The organism is Microcoleus sp. Pol8_D6, assembly GCF_036700965.1.
GTDB lineage: Bacteria > Cyanobacteriota > Cyanobacteriia > Cyanobacteriales > Microcoleaceae > Microcoleus.
Window position 1 is genome coordinate 1 of sequence record NZ_JAUBPW010000038.1, and the last position, 20,843, is coordinate 20,843.

At 45.1% G+C, this 20,843-nt stretch carries 18 protein-coding genes and 1 pseudogene; 6 read left to right on the top strand and 13 right to left on the bottom strand.

What is annotated here, in order from left to right:
- Positions 1-132: 132 nt before the first annotated feature.
- From QUA10_RS16320 to QUA10_RS16330, 3 genes are all read right to left on the bottom strand, one after another.
- Positions 133-1,068, bottom strand: a complete 936-nt coding sequence (locus QUA10_RS16320) for a fused MFS/spermidine synthase (RefSeq protein ID WP_333083488.1) — start codon at positions 1,066-1,068, stop codon at positions 133-135.
- Between the two features lie 312 nt (positions 1,069-1,380).
- The gene (locus QUA10_RS16325; RefSeq protein WP_333083489.1) at positions 1,381-1,980 is read right to left on the bottom strand and encodes an adenylate/guanylate cyclase domain-containing protein; all 600 of its coding nucleotides are present in this window, start codon (positions 1,978-1,980) and stop codon (positions 1,381-1,383) included.
- Positions 1,981-1,986: 6 nt separating this feature from the next.
- Positions 1,987-2,718, bottom strand: a complete 732-nt coding sequence (locus tag QUA10_RS16330; RefSeq protein ID WP_333083490.1) for a response regulator — start codon at positions 2,716-2,718, stop codon at positions 1,987-1,989.
- A gap of 325 nt (positions 2,719-3,043) precedes the next feature.
- On the opposite strand from QUA10_RS16330, the gene QUA10_RS16335 reads away from it, so the two are divergent.
- Complete coding sequence (locus tag QUA10_RS16335; RefSeq protein ID WP_333083491.1) at positions 3,044-3,409, top strand: hypothetical protein; 366 nt, start codon at positions 3,044-3,046, stop codon at positions 3,407-3,409.
- A gap of 549 nt (positions 3,410-3,958) precedes the next feature.
- Here the strand turns inward: QUA10_RS16335 and QUA10_RS16340 are convergent.
- Positions 3,959-4,156: an ABC transporter substrate-binding protein gene (locus QUA10_RS16340; protein WP_333083492.1), complete on the bottom strand. Its 198-nt coding sequence runs from the start codon at positions 4,154-4,156 to the stop codon at positions 3,959-3,961.
- 112 nt (positions 4,157-4,268) lie between these two features.
- Entirely contained in the window at positions 4,269-4,640 is a 372-nt protein-coding gene (locus QUA10_RS16345; RefSeq protein ID WP_333083493.1) for an iron chelate uptake ABC transporter family permease subunit, read from the bottom strand.
- A gap of 436 nt (positions 4,641-5,076) precedes the next feature.
- On the opposite strand from QUA10_RS16345, the pseudogene QUA10_RS16350 reads away from it, so the two are divergent.
- From QUA10_RS16350 to QUA10_RS16365, 4 genes and pseudogenes are all read left to right on the top strand, one after another.
- A pseudogene (locus QUA10_RS16350) lies at positions 5,077-6,054 on the top strand (CobW family GTP-binding protein).
- A gap of 170 nt (positions 6,055-6,224) precedes the next feature.
- Positions 6,225-6,671 carry a SufE family protein gene (locus QUA10_RS16355; protein WP_333083494.1) on the top strand — a complete coding sequence of 149 codons (447 nt, stop codon included), beginning with the start codon at positions 6,225-6,227 and terminating at the stop codon, positions 6,669-6,671.
- 14 nt (positions 6,672-6,685) lie between these two features.
- Entirely contained in the window at positions 6,686-7,591 is a 906-nt protein-coding gene (locus QUA10_RS16360; RefSeq protein ID WP_333083495.1) for an alpha/beta fold hydrolase, read from the top strand.
- 68 nt (positions 7,592-7,659) lie between these two features.
- Entirely contained in the window at positions 7,660-8,616 is a 957-nt protein-coding gene (locus QUA10_RS16365) for a DUF6282 family protein (RefSeq protein ID WP_333083496.1), read from the top strand.
- Positions 8,617-8,887: 271 nt separating this feature from the next.
- Here QUA10_RS16365 and QUA10_RS16370 read toward each other — a convergent pair whose 3' ends face one another.
- The 4 genes from QUA10_RS16370 to QUA10_RS16385 form a co-directional block, all read right to left on the bottom strand.
- Positions 8,888-12,049: a right-handed parallel beta-helix repeat-containing protein gene (locus QUA10_RS16370; protein ID WP_333083498.1), complete on the bottom strand. Its 3,162-nt coding sequence runs from the start codon at positions 12,047-12,049 to the stop codon at positions 8,888-8,890.
- Positions 12,050-12,358: 309 nt separating this feature from the next.
- On the bottom strand, positions 12,359-13,534 hold the full coding sequence (locus QUA10_RS16375) for an ATP-grasp domain-containing protein (RefSeq protein ID WP_333083500.1): 1,176 nt from the start codon (positions 13,532-13,534) through the stop codon (positions 12,359-12,361).
- 24 nt (positions 13,535-13,558) lie between these two features.
- Positions 13,559-14,620, bottom strand: a complete 1,062-nt coding sequence (locus QUA10_RS16380; RefSeq protein WP_333083501.1) for a DMT family transporter — start codon at positions 14,618-14,620, stop codon at positions 13,559-13,561.
- A gap of 142 nt (positions 14,621-14,762) precedes the next feature.
- Complete coding sequence (locus QUA10_RS16385; RefSeq protein WP_333083502.1) at positions 14,763-15,263, bottom strand: thioesterase family protein; 501 nt, start codon at positions 15,261-15,263, stop codon at positions 14,763-14,765.
- A gap of 141 nt (positions 15,264-15,404) precedes the next feature.
- On the opposite strand from QUA10_RS16385, the gene QUA10_RS16390 reads away from it, so the two are divergent.
- Positions 15,405-16,256, top strand: a complete 852-nt coding sequence (locus QUA10_RS16390) for a universal stress protein (protein WP_333083504.1) — start codon at positions 15,405-15,407, stop codon at positions 16,254-16,256.
- A gap of 120 nt (positions 16,257-16,376) precedes the next feature.
- Here the strand turns inward: QUA10_RS16390 and psbM are convergent, their stop codons facing one another.
- The 4 genes from psbM to QUA10_RS16410 all read right to left on the bottom strand — a co-directional run bounded on the left by psbM (position 16,377) and on the right by QUA10_RS16410 (position 20,604).
- Positions 16,377-16,490 carry a photosystem II reaction center protein PsbM gene (psbM, locus tag QUA10_RS16395; RefSeq protein WP_015177760.1) on the bottom strand — a complete coding sequence of 38 codons (114 nt, stop codon included), beginning with the start codon at positions 16,488-16,490 and terminating at the stop codon, positions 16,377-16,379.
- 280 nt (positions 16,491-16,770) lie between these two features.
- The gene (locus tag QUA10_RS16400) at positions 16,771-17,067 is read right to left on the bottom strand and encodes a 2Fe-2S iron-sulfur cluster-binding protein (protein ID WP_333083505.1); all 297 of its coding nucleotides are present in this window, start codon (positions 17,065-17,067) and stop codon (positions 16,771-16,773) included.
- A 118-nt stretch (positions 17,068-17,185) separates the two neighbouring features.
- Positions 17,186-19,078 (bottom strand): TolC family protein, encoded by a 1,893-nt coding sequence (locus QUA10_RS16405; RefSeq protein WP_333083507.1) that lies wholly within the window; start codon positions 19,076-19,078, stop codon positions 17,186-17,188.
- Positions 19,079-19,218: 140 nt separating this feature from the next.
- Positions 19,219-20,604 (bottom strand): TIGR03279 family radical SAM protein, encoded by a 1,386-nt coding sequence (locus QUA10_RS16410; protein ID WP_333083508.1) that lies wholly within the window; start codon positions 20,602-20,604, stop codon positions 19,219-19,221.
- Positions 20,605-20,843 lie beyond the last annotated feature (239 nt).

The following is a 20,843-nucleotide window of genomic DNA, read 5'->3' on the forward strand; positions in this document are numbered from 1 at the left end:
CTGCCTATCTTTTTTTACCACAAGTTGGCTCAATCCTTACTAGCTATGGGTTTTGGGTGGGTTGTCACCCCCCCAGCAGTAACAGGCAAGATGGCTGTTCCACAAAGAGTAAACCGGGATTTATTATAAATATCAGAATAACCAGCAATCAAAATAACCAGCGGGCGGCGAATCGTCATGCAAAATTTGAGCTTTGTCTAAATTAGGTATAGCTTCCGCCAATTCTCTACCTAATTTTACTTCCTGTGATCTGTCTGTTAATGGAAATGAAAATTGATAGCTATCTTGCAAATATTTTGCCTTAGCAAAAATCTCATCTTTCTCCAAAATCTGGCTGTTGCTACCAATCAAAATGCTATTACTTTCCTGGCAAACACACACGTACACCTGAGAAAACACACTTTGAAAAGTCGTGATTTTTTCGGCATAAAACTGATCTCTGTGCAGCAGATTGGCTAGCAAAACTCCCTCGCTTGACAAGTGTTTTTCGCAGATTTGATAAAATTCTTTGGTGGAGAGGCGGTGCGGAAAGTAGCCGTTGCCAAAAGCTACATCGATCATGATGATATCGTACTGAGTATCTGATTTTTGCCGCTCTAAATACTCTCTGCCGTCTTGAATTGTTACAGTTAGCCGATCGTCAAACTGCACTCCAAAACATTTTGTAGCTGCTTCGATCGCGATCGGATCGACATCCGTACATTCTATAACAGTTTCTGGCAAATAGTGGTGCAAAACTAAGGGAATTCTGCCGCCGCCAAATCCCGCTATGTAGATTCTTTGAGGTTGGCTTTGCCACACTAAACCCAACATCATCGCCTGAGTATATTCAGACACTAGATGTAAAGGATTGTTGAGATCGAAAATAGATTGCAGTAAATCTGTTTGCCGATTTACTTTTTCTACTAAAGATAGCTTAATGTGCGATCGCTCTTTTGTGACTCCCACATAGTGAACACCAGACTCTTTGCAAAAAATAACTTTGTCTGGCTGTTGCTGAAGCCAAGCCAGTCGCTGTCGAATAGCGGATAAATTAATAGATTGCCAAGTTTTGTGTTGCTCAATCATCTGATTTTAAATTTTATTTAAATTCGATATTCTCTAATAATATAGCCTCATCAACCCGGTTTCTACCAAAATGGCTGAGTCGCTCGATATCTGCGAAGAAACCGGGTTTATAGTGAAGGCTGAGGCAAGTCAATCGATTTTATATTTTAGATTTTAGAGGCGACCCCACGGATAAATGCGTGGGGTTGAGGATTTTCGATTTTGGGTTGATTCCACAGATAAATCACGTGGCAGGTACCATCAATAAATTCTTGGTCATGTTCTCATTTTCTAGCATGGCGAAGAACGAGAAGACAACAGAAATTCACCCGATTACACCCGCTTGTACGCCACCAACTCCAAACCCGAAATCGAAAGTTCCACTTTTTCCCAACTTTGCTTGTCGCCTTCCAACTTTTCAAAAGCTGCTGAGGTGAGCAAAATCTCTCCCCGTTCCGCCAAATCCTCTCCCAGCTTGGATGCCAGATTAAATTCCGATCCGTACATATCCTCTCCTTCCAGCATCAAAACATCGCCACAGCCAATACCAATGCAGAGGTAAATATCCATCTCCGGTGGCAGTGTCGTGTTGACAGCGGCCGTTTGTTTCAAAGAGTCGATCGCAGCTTCCACCGCCGATTTTACATCAGTAAAAACTGCAAAAATATTGTCTGCTTCCTCCTTAACTACAGTGCCGCCGTATTCTGAAATTATCGGTTTGACAATGCCGTGCATCCGGTGAATCATTGCCAAAAAATGAATAATTCCGTAGCGGACTGTCGTGCGAGAAAATCCCGACATATCCATTACTAAAATTGCGTAATTTTTGCGGAAAGTGGCATTAATTTTTTCATCAATTTCCGCCATTCTTTCGGGATGTTCGTTTCTTTCTTGCAGCAACTTTTCCAAGTTAGCGCGGTTATTTGTTTTCATTTTAGTTTAATTAAATTCCCAATCGCGACACTGTTCTTGAGGGCGGCCAGCAGGATGCACTGCACAATTGATGCCATCCTTACCGTAATAATAATCGCAGACTTTGCAAGGTTTAGTTTGCTCTAATTTTTTCATCAAAATTCCCCGAATTGTCTGGACTCGGTTGCGGTACTTGTTTGCATTCGAGTGACTCGGTTCAATTGCCAAAGCTTGCTCGAAAGCTGCTAAGCTGGAATCGTACAATTTAATAATTTGGGAGCTGTATTTTGTCCAAGCATCGGCATGGCTTTGATACAGTTCGACTGTACTTAAGTTTAAAATTCCGTATTCTGTCCAAGCGTCGGCTGAAGCTCGATCGAACTTAATATTGGCATTGAGCAAAACTTTTTTGATCGTTGCCAAAAGTTCCCTCGGCTGCCAAGGTTTGCTAACATAAGCCTCGGCGCGATCGCCCTGGAACCTCGCAAATAAAGCTAACTGCTGTCCCCTGCCTGTTAAAAATACCACCGGTATGTTCCGAGTTTCGGGATTAGCTTTAATTAAACGACAAACCCCGTAGCCGTCCAGACGGGGCATTATGACATCTAATAATACTAAATCAGGACAATTTTTCTCAATTTTATCCAGCGCTTCTACACCGTCAGATGCCTGAATTACATTTAATCCGCTGCACCTCAACTGATGTGAAATGCACTCCCGCTGGCTGCGGGAATCTTCCACCACTAAAACTGTACTCATCACTCCCCACCTGGTTTCTGAGGTAAACTTGTTCGCTGCTTCGAGTAACCCTTGCTGAAATCAGTTTACCCGCCTTGGATGAATTTGTTATCACTGGCGACCTAAATTTACTCAAATTGCAACAAATCTTAAACTGGGGAGCGAACGTGATACTTATCAGAAAATGCTGGTTGCTAATACCCGGACAATTGTTGAAAGTTTAAACGGTAAATATTCGGCTTTTAAACCTTAATAACGGCAAATCGTACTGATAGCGAACGAACACCTTGTTGAATTGCAACAGATAATCGGCTAATGTATACATTAAAGTTCTTAAGCACGACAAATGAATCGATTGCTCCTCACTTTACTTGTAAGTCCGACGCTGTTTGGATCTCTGATGTCTTTGAGCGCGATCGCAAATCCCGCTCAAATTGGCGAAACACCAGCCCAATCGGCTGATTCGCCCCAATGCGTGCGATCGCCCCACACTCAGCGCCTGACTTGCGTGCGGCTTTCTGGCAAATCTGCTGCTGCTAATTCTAAAGTAAGAATCAGTTGGCAGCGGCCTGCTGACGAACAAGTGGCGATGCTGGATTTTTCGGAAGAAGAAAGCGATGCCGCGGTGGCGCTGTTTGGCTGCGACTGTCAGATGTGTATCAACTCGCTGCGACAGTTGCGCGGTTTGCCACCTCTGGATTTAGCTTCTTGAGGGCGAGCCGACAGCATTGGGAGTCAGGCTCAAAAACCCGGTTTCCGATCGCTGTGCGCTTGGCAATGCCTTTAGCTTTCTCACTTTTAGAGAAATTGTAGTCAATTTGTTGCAGGATTTCTAGAGATTTTGTATCTCTCAAAATCGGGTCTCTACTTTTTAGCTAGAACTTGTTTAAGTTGAGCAGTTGCTTGCTCAATTTTTTCGATACTACCTGGGTTGACCAATCCATAATAGTCAAAAACGTAAACTCGATTATTTTTGGTGGCTGTTAGTTGATTCCAAAATGAATCAGATTTAAATTGGTCTAAAATTCCTTCTCCCCAATCGACAATAATGATTACTTCGGGATTAGCCTCTCAAACCTTTTCCGCTGAAAGCGTCACGTCGCCTTGTACGGGGCTATCTCCTTGCAATTGGGCTGCGACATTTTTCACGTTAAACTTACCCAGCAAATCTCCAGCCCCTTTGATTGGGTGATAAAATCGGTTGTCTGCTTACCAAAACTAAAGTAGCGGGGCTTTAAGTTGGGATGTCTGCTAAAAATGTTTAATAGCGTTTTAACAGAGGTTCAAGATTGGTATTGAGAGATTTAGCTAAAGTTGTTGTTAACTCTTCTAAAGATTTCCAGCTATCAAATTGAGTGAGTAAAGTTTTAATTCCTAGCTGCTGCAATTTTTGCATTGTTTCGTCATGAAACCCCGACGCACCTACCAAATCCGGTTTCAATGCGATGATTTTTTCCAAATTGGGAGGGGTGCGTTCGGCAGTGACTGCGGTAATCCCTACGTTCGACAGAAATTCCCGTTTTAGTTTGTCCCAAAAAGTAGACCAGTATCGAAGTTAAAATAGCACCTATCTAAGCCGCCAAAGGCACCCCAGTTTGAAATATTCCCAAAGTCAGCACGGTAATCGCAACTAACCCCGCACCCGCCGAAATTCCTAATACAAAAGGAGCGGCTAAACCGTTGCGGAGCAGCCCTTGCAGCCAAGCTGCCGACATTCCTAACGCCGCACCAACTGTCAGCGCTGCCGCCACTTTGTGCAAACGCACTTCCCAGAAAATAGTTTGATTTACAGCATCACCTCGGTGCAGAAATGCTTGCCACAATTGAGCTGAACTCATCGGCACCGCACCAAAAGAAAGTGAAAGGGCGATGGTTAACAGCAAACCCAATCCTAAGAATACAACTGCCTGAAAAACTCGATATTTTAGCCAGATTTTTTTCACAATATATTATACCGCTTTGCTTTTAGATAAATAACATTTTTGCAGAGTTATTCCTGCGCGATCGCCCAAACTCCTAAGAGACAATCCGGCTAGTTACTTACCATATATTCTCCTGTTTGTGGATAGATCGCGCTCGTTAACTACAGTAACCTATTCAGATTAACGCTCGATCGGAGATATGGCACCGATCTGTAATTGTAAAGCTTGCGCGGCAACCGCATTTTCAGGTATTATGAGAATGATTATCATACTTAGTACGCGATCGGCTCGCTCGCCCGTATCTTAGCAGCAGAGGCGATCGCACCGGGCTGTCAGCAATGAGGTGCGATCGGCTTGGGAAATTAACAGCAATGCCTTTACAATTAACCAATGAATAACAATGACTAATCTCACCGTATAAACCCCAGATTTAATTGCCGATCTTCCCAAAAAAGGGATGCCAGTAACTATAATTACCGGATTTCTCGGCAGCGGCAAAACCACTTTGCTCAATCAAATACTCAAAAATCGCCAAGATTTAAAACTAGCAGTTTTAGTTAACGAATTTGGCGATATCAACATCGATTCGCAGCTTCTTGTTTCTACATAAGATGACATGGTAGAACTTAGCAACGGTTGCATCTGTTGCACTATTAACGAAGGCTTAGTCGATGCAGTATACCGAGTTTTAGAACGAGAAGAACGCATCGACTGCATGGTAATTGAAACCACCGGAGTGGCCGACCCGCTGCCGATTATCCTGACATTTGTCGGCACCGAATTGCGGGATTTAACCAATCTAGATTCTGTACTTACCGTAGTCGATAGCGAAACATTCACTCCCGATCATTTTGACAGCGAAGCAGCTTTTAAACAAGTGGCATTTGCAGATATTGTGCTGCCGAACAAAACCGATCTAGCTCCTCAAGAAAAAGTAGAAGAGTTATAATCTTACATTCGCACAGTTAAGGAAGGAGCGAGAATTTTACACTCTCGATACGGTGAAGTTCCTCTACCCTTAATTTTGGGTGTAGGTTTAACGCAAGCAGATATTTTCAACAGTCTTGAAATTGAGGAAAAACACGAACACGATCACGAACACGAACACCATCACGAACACCACAATCACGGACATCAATCTCATCACTTAGATAACGACGGATTTATTTCACTATCATTTGAGAGCGATCGACCTTTTGATGTTCACAAATTCCAAGAATTTATCACCGAAAAAATGCCCTTTGATGTATTTCGGGCAAAAGGAATTCTCTGGTTTAACGACAGTCCGATGAGACACATCTTTCAACTCAGTGGCCCCAGATACGAATTAGGTGCTTCCGAATGGTTTACCGCACCTAACAATCAACTCGTAGTCATCGGCCGCAACTTAGATACCGCTCAAATTCGAGAACACCTGAACAGTTGCTTAGTTTAAGATCGTGTCTGAAAAACCCATGAGGACACGGCAATGCCGTGTCCCTACTATCTCATGCATAAATCCTAATCTCAAATCTCAAATCTCAAATCTCAAATCTCAAATCGATCGCCCTTACCTGCTACAATTGAAGGTATAATATTAACGCAGTAAACCGCTACGAGTGAATCATGTCCACAAACACCGCACTACCCGCAGCCCTAGCTAAAATCGTCCAGCGCTTTCAGCGACACTCCGATCCGAAACAGCGCTACGAACAACTGCTGTGGTATGCCAAGCGACTCCCAGCATTTTCCGAAAGCGACAAACTGCCGGAAAACAAAGTTTCTGGCTGCGTGTCGCAAGTTTATATTACTGCAAATTTGGCAGACGGAAAAGTTCTGTATCAAGGCGATTCAGACGCTCAGTTAGTCAAAGGATTAGTTGGCTTGCTGGTGGAAGGTTTGAGCGGATTAACACCTGCTGAAATTGTCACCATTACCCCAGATTTTATTCAAGACACGGGATTGAATGTGAGTCTGACACCTTCCCGCGCGAACGGCTTTTACAACATTTTTCAAATGATGAAAAATAAGGCGCTTGCTTGTGAATTGAGCAAGCAAGCCGAAGCAAATTAAAAGAATAAAAAGTTATGACTCAAACTACCAATTTAACAAAATCAGGTTCGGGCAACTATCCCGCTGCCGTTCAAGAATATATCTGGAATTGGCAAGAAACGCAAATCAAAGTTATTTACGAAACCAGAGGACAGGGAAATCCTGTATTGCTGCTGCCTGCTTTCAGTACAGTTTCGACGCGAGAAGAAATGCGTCCTTTAGCAGAATTGTTAGCTTCTGAATTTCAAGTTGTGAGCTTAGATTGGCCGGGTTTTGGCGCATCGGATCGACCGCGAACTGACTATCAACCGCAACTATACCATCAATTTATCAAGGATTTTGTTGAGGCAATTTTTAATAGTCCGGTTGCTGTAGTTGCGGCAGGTCATGCTGCGGGTTATGTTATGCAGTTAGCGCAATCAAAGCCCAATGTATGGTCAAAGATTGTGTTAGCTGCGCCGACTTGGCGCGGGCCTTTGCCGACGATGAGCAAACAGCAAAGCGGATGGCATGGAATTGTGAGAGAATTAGTACGATCGCCCTTACTGGGACAATTCCTATACAAACTCAACACTGCGCCGTCATTCCTCAGCTTGATGTACCGCCGCCACGTCTATGTTGATGCAGCTAAAGTCACGCCCGATTTCATCCAAAGTAAATGGCAAGTGACGCAAAAACCCGGTGCTAGATACGGTTCCGCTGCCTTTGTGACTGGTGGTTTAGATCCGGCAAAAGTGCGATCGGAATTTACAGATAATTTTCAACAATTAGCAGTGCCAGTGATGGTTGTAATTGCTGAGAATGCGCCGCCCAAATCAAAGGCTGAAATGGAAGCATTAACGGAATTACCGGGTGTTGAGTCGCGAGTTATTCCTGGTTCCTTGGGAATGCACGAAGAGAATGCAGCAGCTTTAGCAAATGCGGTTAAATCTTTTATTTGAGAGAATTAAGAGGGAATGAACCGTAGAGAACGCAGAGAACGCAGAGGCGAGAAGAGAAGAGGGGATGAATGCAAGCTGTTTTTTTTACGTTAGTTTGGATGGTTTGCTATTGGTTTTGTCTGCCAGTTTATGCTGTCGGAGATTCGCCGATGGTCCATTTGCCAAAGAGTACGATCGAAGGTGCGATCGACTTTCACATTCATTCTTCTCCTGATGTGATTCCTCGCAGATTAGACGATTTTGAAGTAGCGCAATTAGCTGCTAGGGCGAAGATGAAAGCTGTGGTATTGAAAAATCATTATGCCAGCACAGCAGCGCGGGCAGTTCTGGTTAATAAAATAGTACCAGAAATCCAAGTTTTCGGAGGAGTTGTTCTGAATTATGCTGTCGGCGGCATTAATCCCCAAGCTGTCGAAGCAATGCACCGCATCGGCGGCAAATACGGTAAAGTAGTGTGGCTGCCAACGGTTGATGCTGAGCATCACTTGCAGGTTTTTCAAAAGTCGGGAAGGGGGATTAAAGTTGCGGAAAAGGGCAAAGTTTTACCGCAAACAGCAGCGGTGTTGAAGATGGTAGCTAAAGAGAATTTGGTATTGGAAACTGGTCATATTTCCTCAGAAGAAGTGATGGCAGTTGTAGCTGAAGCCAACCTGCTCAGCATTAAAAACATCCTGATTACCCACGCAATGGCGGATGTACCCGGTTTATCCCTAGAAAATATGCAAACAGCCGCCCAGATGGGAGCTTTTCTAGAACTCGCATTTGTCAACGATTTGATGGGAGAAAATGCCGCTGATGAGGGACACAAAAACTGGCATCAAGTTCCTATTAGTAAGATGGCAGCAGCGATTAAACTAATAGGAGCAGAGCATTTTGTTATGAGTACAGATTTGGGAAGAAAACCCGATCCTTTACCTGCAGAAGGTTACAAATTATTTGTGAAAAAATTGATAAATCAAGGAATTTCTCCGCACGAAATTGATTTAATGATGAAACACAATCCAGCTCGATTGTTAGGCATTTAGAATTGGTAATTGGGTATTGGCAATCGCGGATTGGGAATTCTCTTCCCTCTTTTCTCTTCCTTCTTCCCTCTTCCCTCTTCCTTCTTCCTTCTGCCTTCTTCCTGACATCCGTTACATCCGTTACATCCGTTACATCCGTCGAGCGAATCCGTTGCCGAACTTCCCTCTTCCTGACATCCGTTACATCCGTCGAGCGAATCCGTTGCCGAACTTCCTTCTTCCTGACATCCGTTACATCCGTCGAGCGAATCCGTTGCCGAACTTCCTTCTTCTATTCTTGATTGCCTTTGCCGCGCAGGTATCCGTTATCTGCAATGCGCCAAGCACCCCCAGCATTGCCCGTTAAATCGCTATCTTCCACGGTAGCAATGCCATCTCTGTAAATGCCGATCGCCTCACCTTCATTACCATTAATCCGACACCGACGCACGATCAATTTTCCTCCCAATCCGACACCTATTCCCAAACTGCCGTTGTCAAAAATACTGCAATCTTCCACCGTTGCTTTCCCATTATCCGATATAAAAATTCCGTTCCATACCCCATCATGAATTTGACTACGGCGCAGGATAGAATTTGCATCAGGGCCGCAAATTCCCACCACAGAATAGTCCACAGAAGTGATATCGCTGTCTTCTACTATTAACTCGCCTTTGCGAATATCTACAGTGTAATATTTCCCAGTGGCGCTAAGGGTTAAACCCCGCACTAAAGCAGTATCAGTTGCCATTTTAATGCAGTTTGAGTTGATACTTTCAACCACAATGCGGTCGACATCTCCGCTGCCGATAATTTCTACCGATTTGTCGAGAATTAGACTTTCGCGATAAACGCCTGGATGCACGTCAATCCGCGTGCCCGGTGCTGCATTTTTCAGCGCTTCGCTAATAGTAGTATAATCGCCTTGACCCTGCTGAGAAACAACAAATTTTTGACTCTTCAAAACTTTGGGATCAGAAGTAGATGCTTTAATTTGCCCTGACTTCGACTCAAAATTCTCAGACTGTCTATCGCCCGCTTCGGAAAGTTGCGATGTTACCAGCAAGCGTTCTTGATAAACTGTCTCTAGCTGATGTTCTAACTCGGATACTTGAGATTGAAGTTGAGCTTGATTCTGATTTGCTGTCTCGATGTGACTTTGAGTTTCCGAGAGTTGAGAATAAAGGTGCGATCGTTCTCTGTTAGCAGTTTCTAGCTGAGATGCCAATTCAGAGCGACTTTTACGCACACTTTCTAACTCACTTTCTAAGTCGGAGATTTGAGATTGAAGTTGAGTTTGATTTTGATTAGCTGTTTCGATTTGACTGTGCAATTGCGAGATTTGAGAAGTGAGCTGAGATTCCAATTCAGAGCGACTTTGACGTACACTTTCTAACTGGCGTTCTAACTCGGAGATTTGAGACTGAAGTTGAGTTTGATTCTGGTTTGCTGTCTCGGTTTGACTTTGTAATTCCGAGATTTGAGAATAAAGGTGCGATCGTTCTGTGTTAGCAGTTTCTAGCTGAACTTCTAATTCAGAGCGAGTTTTATACACAATATTTAGGTGATTTTCTAACTCGGATACTTGAGATTGAAGTTGAGCTTGATTCTGATTTGCCGTCTCGATTTGACTTTGCAATTGCGAGATTTGAGAAGTGAGCTGAGATTCCAATTCAGAGCGACTTTGACGCAGACTTTCTAACTGGCGTTCTAACTCGGAGATTTGAGATTGAAGTTGAGTTTGATTCTGGTTAGCTGTGTCGGTTTGAGTTTGGAATTCCGAAATTTGAGAATAAAGTTGCGATCGTTCGGTGTTAGCAGTCTCTAGCTGAACTTCTAATTCAGAACGAGTTTGACGCACACTTTCTAACTGATTTTCTAAGTCGGATACTTGAGATTGAAGTTGAGCTTGATTCTGATTAGCCGTCTCGATTTGACTTTGGGATTCCGAGATTTGATAAGTGAGCTGAGATTCCAATTCAGAGCGACTTTGACGCACAGTTTCTAGCTGGTGTTCTAACTCGGAGATTTGAGATTGAAGTTGATTTTTATTCTGGTTTGCTGTCTCGTTTTGACTTTGCAATTGGGAGATTTGAGAAGTGAGTTGAGATTCCAATTCAGAGCGATTTTGACGCACACTTTCTAAGTGGTGTTCTAGCTCGGAGATTTGAGATTGAAGTTGATTTTGATTCTGGTTAGCTGTCTCGGCTTGAGTTTGAATTTCCGAGAGTTGAGAAGAAAGTTGGGATCGTTCTGTGTTAGCAGTTTCTAGCTGAGATTCTAATTCAGAGCGAGTTTGACGCACACTTTCTAACTGGCGTTCTAACTGGGAGATTTGAGATTGAAGTTGAGTTTGATTCTGATGGGCTGTCTCGATTTGACTTTGGGATTCCGAGAGTTGAGAATAAAGGTGCGAGCGTTCTGTGTTAGCAGTTTCTAATTGAGCTTGCAGTTCTGATAACTGAGACTGGAGTTGCGAGCTATCTTCCTCCTTGCGATGTATCTGAGACTCCAATTCTGACAACTCAGACAGCAGTCTCTCTCGCTCTAAAACAACCATTTCGGATTGAAGTTGTAGTTCATGAACTTGAGAGTTTAACTGCATTTTATCCAGATTAGCAGCTTCTAACTGTCTTTGCAGTTCTAATAATTCAAATGGAGGTTGCTGTGCTTGTTGGCGAGCGGTTTGCAATTGAGAGTTGAGTATTTCGCGCTCTTGCTCTGCACTCTCCAATTGAGCTTGTAGCTCTGACAATTCCGAAGTAAATTGCGATCGCTCTGCTTCGAGTAATTGCAGTTGAGTTTGCAAACCCGACTGTTGAGACTGAAGTTGGTGCCGCTCTTCAATCGAGCGCTCGAACTTAATTTGAATTTCCGACAACTGGTACTGTACCTGCAATCGGCTTTGGCTAGCCGTTTCCAACTGACTCTCAAATTCCGACAGCAGAGCGTGAAATTGAGAACGTTCTGCATCAACCGCCTCTAACTCTGCTTGCATTTCCAGCAATTGAGCGTTAAGCTGCGATCGCTCCTGCTCCGCAACTTCTAACTGATCTTTAAGTTCTGCCACTTCTGCTAACTGCGACTCAGCTTGTTGAGCATTTTCTAGCTGAAACTGCAAATCAGCAATCAGAGCATCAATTTGCGATCGATCCTGGGCAAGTCCTGCCAAAAATTCTTCCATTTCCGACACTTGATTTTTTAACAATTCTTGCTCGCCAGTCACAGTTTCTAACCGACTTTGCAACTGGGACAATTCAGAATTTAGCTGATTTTCATTCTGTAGCTTTTGTCGCAATTCCGAAGTTCGGGCATCCAACTGAGCAGCCAAATTCGATATAGCCTCCTGCGAACCCTGCATCCGCACCAAATTGCGTGAATTTCGCTTATTCAAAATTAGCCAGCAGACTAATGCCCCGCCTCCAAATCCTATTAATAAAAGTAATGCTTCCATTTGTTTTATCTAATTAATATAAATTGAGTGATTTTGATTCTGACGAAAAAAATGGACATCCACAACTCGCTATCTTATATCGTTTCCGGTTGCATCGGAATAAGAAAATCGAGTCTACAGTTAACAATCAACCATTCAGTTTTGCGACCCGCCCGTCAACAGTCAACAGTCATGAGGAGTGCAACCGGAATTGATATTACTCAAAGCTATCACAACTTGCCAGCCTGTGTTCACTTGGCTCAACAATTTATATTTCTTTACAAATCTGTTTTGTTTACAGGTAAGGTGCAGCGCACCCTGCAAGTCCGATTAATGAAGCAAATCCACAATATGAGGAATAATTTCGATATGCTGAGTCAACAAATAATCCAACCTATCCGCCAGTAAACTAAAAATTAAATCGTTATAACTCATTCCGTATTCCGCCAAACCTAAAGCTACCAAACTCGTCACATTTTCCCCTGGATGTTTCAGATCCGGTTTGGGATTTGCTTCCAAAACATAAAGTGAGCCATCAGCATCACTTCGGACATCAATCCTCACCAAACTGTTCAAACTAAACTCCCAATAAATTTTTCGAGCTAACTCAATTAAATCTTTTTTTAGTTCAGGTTCCTCACCGCCCATCAACCGTCCTCGGTCGGCCGTAATCGCCTTTTTATCCATAGAAGTAAAGATGCGTTCTTCCGGCTCCAGCACCCGCTCGACAGTCGAAAAAGCAAAGGGTTTGGTATTTTTATCAAATATGCCTTTAGCATAAGTAACATAGCCACAAACCGCTACACAAAATTCTCTTCCCGGCAAATATTTTTCAATTAAAGCAGTATTGTGAGTATCTCGGTGAACGTCCGAAACCGCCTGAGACAAACCCTCAATATTGTCTACAAAATGAACGTGCAGTGAAGCGCGACCGGATACTGGTTTAACAACAAACGGCCCTTGATAGTCACCAAAAGCAATCGCAAAACGCTGATGTAAATTAGGCTGCAAAATCCCTTGAGAAGGATGCCAAGTCATAAACGGAGCGGTTTGAATTCCGACTGATTGCAGTTCCCGTTTAAAAGCGTGTTTGTTATCTAAAGTTGAACTGTTTAAAGGATTGTGACCCACATAAGGCATTCCCAACATTTCCAACAATGCGGGAGTGTGACAAACAGGATTGTAGCCCTGGACTCCGCCAGTATTCAGCCACACTAAATGGATATTTTTTTGTTTTAGTTGTTCCGGCAAGTTCATGTCATCTGGCATGACAAAGACGTGATTAAAGCCAATTTCTGCTAAGGCTGTAGCAATCTCGCGGGCGACGATTTCGTAACTCTTCCAAGCGCGGGGATTGTGAGTTTTGTAAATCACTGAGCCGGGGCGATCGCAGTCGCCGCCGAACACCACAGCAATCCGCAATTTAGCAAACAGCACCTCCAAATATTGAGGCAGCAAACTAAAATCATAATGCCAGCTATTCAGGCTGATTGATGTTGGAGTCATTGTAAGTATTTTTTCCTTTTTGTTTCATTTTTTAGCCACCGAACTGCTAGATTTTCCCAAGTAGATTCCCGCCAAAACCACAGAAAAAGCAAACCAATTAAACAAGCTCAAACTTTCCGAAAACAGCACCCAAGCCATAATAGCCGTAATTACCGGTTCTAGGAGCAGGAAAAAAGCTACAAATTCCGACGAAAAACGACCTAGACTGTGGATAAGCAGTCCTTGACCAAAAGCTTGGCAAACCACGGCCAAAGCAATTACCGTCAGCCATCCCTCCCAAGAATAAGGGAAAACTCGATCGCCCGCAAGGAGAACCAGTGGCAAAACCAAGATACTGCCCATAAAACAGCGCCACATCAATATAGTTGTAGCCGGAAACTTGGTTCGCAAATGTTCGGAAATTAGGAGATTTCCTGCATAAAACATCGCCGATAAAAGAGCAGCAACGTCGCCGACAAGATTGTCTCCCGCAGTTTGCAAATCGTCGATTCCGATCGCAATTGCGCCAGACAAAGCCACCGCCAGTCCCACCAAAAACCTGTTGTCAAAGCGTCGCCCCAACAGCAGCCATCCCCCCAAAGTAGTAAATAAAGGAGTTAAGTTTCGCAGTACAGTAGAATTAGCGACATTAGTCTGACTCAGTGACCAGGCCCAGAAACCCACAGAAGCAGAAGAAACCACGCCTACGGCTATTAACAGCATCACATCCTGCAGAGTGTAGTTCGATCGCTCTTCAACTTGTCCCCTAGACATTCGGCGACGCGCAGCATCAGCACCATTCCACACTCCAAATACTACAGTTGCTATCCACAAACGGTTAAAAACAGTAGCATTCGGGCTGATTTCCCGTTCGCTCAACCTAATAAAAATCGCCGCCAGCGACACCGCTAGCAGCGCCGCCGACAGCGATGCGATCGCCCAAATTTTGCCTTGATTGTCAGCTAATTCACCTTTTTTTAAACTGTCTGGCTTTCCCGAAACAAGAGTTTTGTCTTCAGTTGTTAAGGCAGAGTTTAACTCGGTTTTATCCAAAATATTGCGCTGAAGTTCAATATTTGGCTCTGGCAATCCCAGTTTTTTTGACATTATTAAAAGTTCCAATGAAGGCATAAGGCAGTTGTGTAGGGTGCGTGACAAAAGAAAATTTGGGCGACGAATGGAGTGACTCAAAAGTCACGCACTCTACTTACTAGGGCTGCAAAAACTATTTTTTATAGTTAACAGCAGCTTAGGTTGAAGGTTTAACAGAAAGCCTTGTCAAAGCCTCCTTTAGCGCCGGCGGCAATTGCCGGATAATCTTGTTCTTGTCGCGATCGACACCAACTAAAGTTACCTGTGCTGTCACATATAACTCCTGAGTATCAGCCGATCGAATTTCGTAATCCCAAAGCAGCCGCACACCCTCGGTAGCAGCCATCCGCGTTCTGACTGCCACAGATTGACCCATTTGTACAGCCCGGTGGTAGCGCAGCGAAAGTTCCACCACGGGCAATTCCAAACCCTGCGCCACCCAATCCGCATACTCGATGCCAAGAGAGCGCAAACTTTCCACCCTCGCTTCCTCCATCCAAGCAATATAAGTCCCGTGCCAAACCACACCGCTGTAGTCAGTATGGTGAGGGTAAACTCGCACCAAATATTCAAACCAGCCATCAGAGTCTATCCCACGCCGATTTTGAATAGCACCAGCCGGTGCGAGCTCTGGTTGAGTTCGATCGTTCTCTAACACTTTACAAATCGTTCCAAAACGCTACATTTCTACAAATCATAAGACAAACTTCAGGTCTATGCTTAACATTAACGAACTAGAGTACCAACGGCCTAGTTTAACGTCGCACAAGAAAACTCAACTGTTTTTACCGCCAAAACCATGATAGAAAAAATTTTAGTAGCCGTCGCCGGTCGCGGCTTGTGCGAAGAGATGTTTAATATGTTGATGGACATCCCTTCTTTGCAACAAACCTCTGTCACCGTCTTGCACGTCGTGCCGCCCCAAGTAACCTCCGAGGGCATGGCCGAGAAACTGGAAGAAGGAGGCAAGATTTTAGCACAAGCAGTCCAGTCTTTGAAAATAGATCCCAGCAAAGTCAACCCCCGGCTCAAACAGGGAGACCCGAAAACCACAGTTTGCCAAGTCGCAGAAGAAGAACAATCCGACTTAGTAATTATGGGTTCCCGCGGACTCGGACGGCTGCAATCGATTTTGGAAAACTCAGTCAGCCAGTACGTTTTCCAGCTAACATCCCGACCGATGTTGTTAGTAAAAGACGACATCTACGTCAAAAAAATCAAGCGCGTCATGGTGGCGGTAGACAAATCAGAAGCTGCCAAACAGTCATTAGAGCTTGCGCTATCTTTGGTCAAAGAAGTCAGTGGCGGAGAGATAATTTTAGTACACGTCACCAAAGATTTGACGGGAAAATCCAGCACAGATTTAACAACAAGTGCTGAAAAAGACGCTGTATTGGCCCCAGCAGTAGCACTAACCAAACAAATGGGAGTTAGCTACCGCTGCGTGAGTGCTACAGGCAAGCCTGGGGAAGAAATTTGTCGGATTGCAGACGAGTTGAATGCCGACTTGTTGGTAATCGGTTCCCCGGATCGGCGACCCAGCGTTGCCAAAAACTTTGTGGATATCGATCGACTCCTGGGAAATTCGCTATCAGACTACGTGCGAGTTTATGCCAACTGTCCCGTCTTGCTAGCCCGCACAGTCGGCTAGAATCTCATCGTTAAGAGTTAGCAGCTAACACTCAACAGTTAACAAAAAAAGCGCCTCAGCAAAAAGCTGTTGGCGCTTTTTTTTGCAAGCAGCAAAGCCAGATAGAAATAGCAGCAGTTGCTAATCTTTTCTACCTTGACGGCTAGCAGTTTGAATGTACAGAATGATTAGAAAAACACTGGGAACCAATACAAACAGAATGGTTGCCACAAACCCTAAATCGTTAACTTCCATGAAGACGCTCGCCTCTATCGGAAAATAGAAAAACACACACAACTAGGATATCACTCAAAGGCAAAAGGCAAACTCGAAGACAGAAGAAGAGCTTACCGACAAGCGTCGAAACCCTCTTTCTGCTTGGATGCCTCGCTGCCCCATCTCTTATTTGTCCTAGAAACCAAGTTTCTTTTCCTAGGCGAGCAAAAAGAGTGATTATACAGTGAAATAGGAAAAAAAACACAATTTTTGCATTCTGCATTTTCTTTCTGTTAATCAACCTTCTGCCTTCTGAGAGTCACGGTTTAGTCTTCACGCTCACCTGGCCATTGACCATAGCTTGACAAGCCAACCGATAGTTTTCGGGCTTCTTCTTGAGCTTGCGATTCTCAAAGTCAGTGCGGGGCGACAGATTTTCACTACCCTCGACAATTTCCACAATGCAGGTGCCACATTGACCGATGCCCCCGCAATTCATCATCTTTCCCGAAAATGTGTACAAATCGATGCGGTTTTCTAGAGCTTTGAGCCTCAAATTGGCTCCGTCTGCTGCGATGACTTCCTGATTTTCCTTCACAAACTTGATATTGGCCATTGCCGATCCCTTAACGCAGTTGACATGGAACTCTATTACAAAATATTAACTAATGTGTCGGACGTTTAATACTGGATGTCCAATTGATCTGGTAATTAAAGCTCCCCCCAACCCAATCTCAAGGAGCATCCGAGAGGTTATTAGTGGGCAGATTGCTTACAGCCCGCTGAAGAGACGAAAGTCCCAGGTTGTAGGTGACAATTGCCGACAATCGGTTTCTCTCAGCCCTAGTCAAATCAGTTTCCGCCTGAATCACATCGGTCTGAGTACCCACACCAGCTTGAAACCGCAGTCTCGCCAGACGCAGAGCTTCCCTTGACTGCAAAACCCCCGCCTCAGAAGTTTCGATATTCTCAAAACTCGACTCTAAGCCAAAATAAGCTTGTTCCACTTCCCGGCGCACCTGATTGCGGAGTTGGTCAAATCGACTTTCGGCGATCTCAATATCAGCATCCCGCTGTTTTACCCTCGCGTTCGCCGCGCCCCCATCGAAGATACTCCAAGTCAGACTCGCCCGGATCGAATAACCATCGGCCCAGCCGCGAGCGGTATACGGATCGGGGTTATCAGGGTCTTGTCCCAGCACGTTGTAACTACCCCCAACACTCAGTTGAGGCAAACGCCCCGCCTGAATCGATCGCCTCTGCTGCTTGCTGATATCCCTCTGCACCAACTGCTGTTCCAACTCGGGGCGATTCTTAAAAGCCTGCACGATACTCTCTTCCAAAGACAGCCTCCAAGAGCCCGCTTGCTCTACCGGATCAGCCGCCGTCAAGTTCGCCGACTGGCTGATATTCAAAATCTCAGCCAGTCGCCGCTGGGCAACCCGCTGATCGCGACGGGCTACAGACAGTTGTTGCACTTCGTTAGCCAAATTTGCCTGAGCCTGCAACACAGCAAACCGGGTTCCTACCCCTGCCCGTTCCAGGGCTTCGGCATCCCGCAAACTTTGCTGGGCATTTCTGACCGAAGCTTGGCGGATGGCAACTTGTCCGTCCGCGTTTTGCAAGGTGTAGTAAGCCTCAGCAGTGTCGAAGCGGAGTTCCTCGGCTTGGCGTTCCACATCGAGTTCCCGAAGGCGCAACTGTTCCTCTGCCGCGCGGATGTTAGCCCGTCGCCTTCCGAACAAATCTATGTCATAGCTCAACTGCAAAGTGCTGTTGAGACTGTTGTTGCCGAAATTTGTGCCGGCTTGCTCGGCGGGCTGCCCGGTTCGGTTAGCCAGAGCGTTGAGGCGGCGCTGCCCAGCCCGGATTCCAAGTTCTCCGCCGGCAGTCACAGAACGGCTGGCGTCCATTTGAAAATTCAGGTCTGGATAAAGAGCAGCTTGCTGTTCGCGCAAAGCTGCTCTGCTTTGTTCCACTTGCTGTCCGGCGATTTGCAAAACTTGGCTGTTGCGGCGCGCGAGGTCGATCGCCTGCTGCAAGGTAATTGACTCAGTTTGCTCGATCCTGACATCCTCCGGGTTTGTCGGAAACAGCAGCGGATTCGGGTTGGGTTCCAGGGAAGTCGGAGGCTTGGTGTCTAAAATGCCCCTCGGAGGGACAGGGGGGAAACTTTCGTTCGGAGTGCCCCGGAGAATGGGTACCGGGGAACTGGGCACAGGAACATTGTTGGGAGGGTTCGGGGAAGGCTGCTGAGCGTCTTTCGGTTCCAAACCTCTTAGTGGTGTGGAACCGCCCTGAGACAGAGTTGATGGGGAAGCCGGAGCAGCCTGTTGAGGCTTTGATGCTTGCTCGGGCTGGGTTCGAGTTGATGCGATCTTGACTCCCCCTTGCTGCTGAGACTCGGAGGTTTGAGGATTAAGGGCGATCGACTGTTCGGCCTGTGATGCTGATTCTGCCGCTGTGTTCGAGGCCGATCGAATATTGGGCCCTAATTCGAGCTGATTGAAGCGGGCCAAACTGTCCTGAGATTGAGCCGGAGGCTGTGCTGAAGCACTCTGTGCGGCGTTGCCCAAAGTAATTGCAGCGCCCACTCCGACTACCACGATTTGATGAAAAACACGCATAATTTTTTAATTAGTCTGCAATTCTAGAGACAATTTTAGAGCAAGATTTGGCTTCAAGTTTCTAGTTTGTAGCCTGAACTCTCGAGTTACAAGTCAGAATTACCCTACTCATCTTAGCTTTTGAATGTTCGATTCTAAATTTAGAATTCAACCTCAGCAGTTGCCAGACCGATCGCCGCCGAGATTAGTTCCTCTACTCCGTTCACCGGCAAAATCCGGGTTTTCAGCGAGCTGGCGAGCTGTTCGAGGGTCATGTCGTCTAGAAAACGCGGTTCCCCTTGTTTTAGCATCACCGACGGCAGCAGGATACCATCTCCCAAGTCTCGCCCCTGCAAAGCTTCGAGTAAATCTTGCCCGGTGAGCAAACCCGTAACAGTGATAGTTTGTCCCCAGTAGTGGCTGCACAGTGCTGCCATGTTGACGGACAAACCGGGAATTTGGTTTAGTTGTTGTACGATCGGCTCAAAAGCTTTTTCGACAGCATTCCCCACCACCCAAACTAACTTGCGCGCAGGCTCGACTGGCATCGGTTGCAGCTTCTCGAAAGCCGTTTCAAACTGCTGGATAAACTGCCGAATTGAACCCACACCGTTACCGATTTGTGGATAATCTTCGTAATCTGCAGCCAACGGCAAATCTAAACCAGCTATTAAAAACCACTCGTCAGCCAGCCAAATGCACCGCGATTTTGAATTCTGCTTTTTAGCTTTTCGGCCGCCTTTTCCTGTACTCAAAAGCCCTTGAATTTTCTGCACTTGCTCGATTACTTCTCGCGCTTTTTCCGCAGTTACTGCGATCAGTTCATCTTCGGCAGGGCGAAAGCGAGTTAAACCCACCGGCACTACAGCCACCGATGCTACAGCGGGAATACTTCCAGTATGAAAATTTGCCAAATCTAACAAAGTGCGTTCTAAATGTTCGCCGTCATTAATACCGGGACAAACAACTACTTGAGCGTGAATTTGCAAGCGGCGTTCTTGAAACCATTTGATTTGCTCTAAAATCTGGCCAGCCCGGAGATTTTTTAACAGTCTAATTCGCACTTCCGGTTCGGTAGCGTGCACGGAAACATAAAGAGGAGAAAGCCGCATTTGTTCGATTCTGTCCCACTCTTTTTGAGTCAGATTTGTGAGAGTGAGATAGCTACCATAAAGAAAGCTGAGGCGGTAGTCATCATCTTTGAGATACAAAGTTTCGCGCTTTCCTGGAGGCTGCTGGTCGATAAAGCAAAAAGGGCAGCGGTTGTTGCACTGAATTAGTCCATCAAAAAGAGCAGTTTCAAATTCCACTCCCAAATCTTCGTCATACTCTTTTTCTATTTCTAACTTGTGAGTTTTGCCTTTGGCATCTAAAACTTCTAGTTCGAGAAATTCATCGGCGCACAGGAATTGATAGTCGATTAAGTCGCGGGGTTTTTGGCCGTTGACGGCGACGATTGAGTCTCCGGGTTCAAATCCCATTTCCGCGCAGATGCTGTCGGGGATAACTTTGGTAATTATGGCAGGTTTGATTGATGATTCGATCATAATTTATTGATTGATTTTTGGCTTTAATTAAGTGTTTTTGACAAACTTTTTGTGAATTCTAATGTATAAATAAATTTTTATACTATCTCCCATGCACCTGTCTCACTTATACAGGTTTAGTTGAGTTTAAAATCATGAAGGGGAGTAAGAAGGGGCTTACATACATCAGCGACTTGCGGTATTCTAGATTAGATAGTGTATTGTACCGCATCTGCGACACAATTATAAGTTACCTACAA